The sequence below is a fragment of the Methylobacterium sp. WL103 genome (genome assembly GCF_008039885.1).
Lineage (GTDB): Bacteria > Pseudomonadota > Alphaproteobacteria > Rhizobiales > Beijerinckiaceae > Methylobacterium > Methylobacterium cerastii.
This window is the reverse complement of record NZ_VRUX01000939.1, coordinates 1-1,135: the sequence shown is the minus strand read 5'-3', so window position 1 is coordinate 1,135 and position 1,135 is coordinate 1. Positions and strand designations below refer to the sequence as shown.

General features: G+C 73.6%; 1 protein-coding gene. It reads right to left on the bottom strand.

Annotation, left to right across the window (positions count from 1 at the left end):
- Positions 1 to 125: 125 nt before the first annotated feature.
- The gene (locus tag FV222_RS26870) at positions 126 to 1,106 is read right to left on the bottom strand and encodes a lysylphosphatidylglycerol synthase domain-containing protein (RefSeq protein WP_246685696.1); all 981 of its coding nucleotides are present in this window, start codon (positions 1,104 to 1,106) and stop codon (positions 126 to 128) included.
- Positions 1,107 to 1,135 lie beyond the last annotated feature (29 nt).

Here is a 1,135-nt window from a genome sequence, read left to right as displayed (position 1 = left end):
GGGTGGTGGCGGGCAGGGGTCATGGCGCCGGCACCCTGGGGCGGGTTCGGCGACCGTGCAAGCCTTCCCGGCGGCCCGAGCAGGTTCACGGCGTCTCTTGCGGGCTCATCGCGTCTCTTGCGGGCTCATGGCGTCTCTTGCGGGCTCATGGCGTCTCGGCGCGCCTCGAGGTTCTGCCACACGATCAGCGCGGGCAGGCCGAGCACCACGTCGGGCACGCGCTTGGCGAGGGACAGGGCGATGGCGGTGCCCGGATCGATCCCGAACAGGGCGCCGACGAGCACGAACCCGCCTTCCTGCACGCCGAGCCCGCTCGGGATCGGGAAGGCCGCCGACTTGATCGCCTGGCTCAGGGCCTCGATCACCAGCACCTCGGAGAGCGTGACGCCCTCGACGCCGATGCAGGCGAGCACGATCGCGATCTCGGCGGCGCCCAGCGTCCAGGCGAGCGCGTGCAGCAGGATCGATTGCAGCAGCCGTGCGCGCCGGCCGCGCCCCCAGACCGCGTCGAGGGCATCCTGCACGCTGCCGCCCGCGCTGCGCGCCGGTTCGGTCTCGCGCACGAAGCGGCGCGAGAGCGCCCCGAGGCGGGCCTCGACGAAGCGCGCCGCGCCGGTGCGCTGGAAGGCGAAGAAGGCGGCCAGCACGAGGCCGGCGACCGCGAGCGCCCTGAAGACCCAGCTCGCGAGTTCGGCCGCCGGCTCGCCCTGGACCTGCATCAGCAAGCCGGCGCCGAGCAGCGCGAACAGCGCCTGGGTGCCGACCTGGAACAGCATGTCGGCGAGGATCGAGGCCGCGGCGAGCGGGCCGGCCACGCCCCAGAAGGTCAACAGCCGGCCGCCGACCACGTCGCCGCCGACGGAGGCGACGGGTAGCAGCACGTTGATACCCTCGCGCACGAACCGCAGGGTGGCGAAGGCGCCGAAGCCCGCCGGCGACAGGCGATCGAGGATGCGCTGCCACGCCAGCGCGCAGAGCAGCACGATCGCCGCCCGCATCGTCACGACGCCGGCGAGGCCGAAGATGCCGATCCGGCCGAAGGCGTCGGCGACGGCGCCGAGATCGTTGGTGGCGACGAGCCAGATCGCGAGCCCAAGGCCGAGCACGGTGCCGACGCCTTCGGCCGGATCGGCAT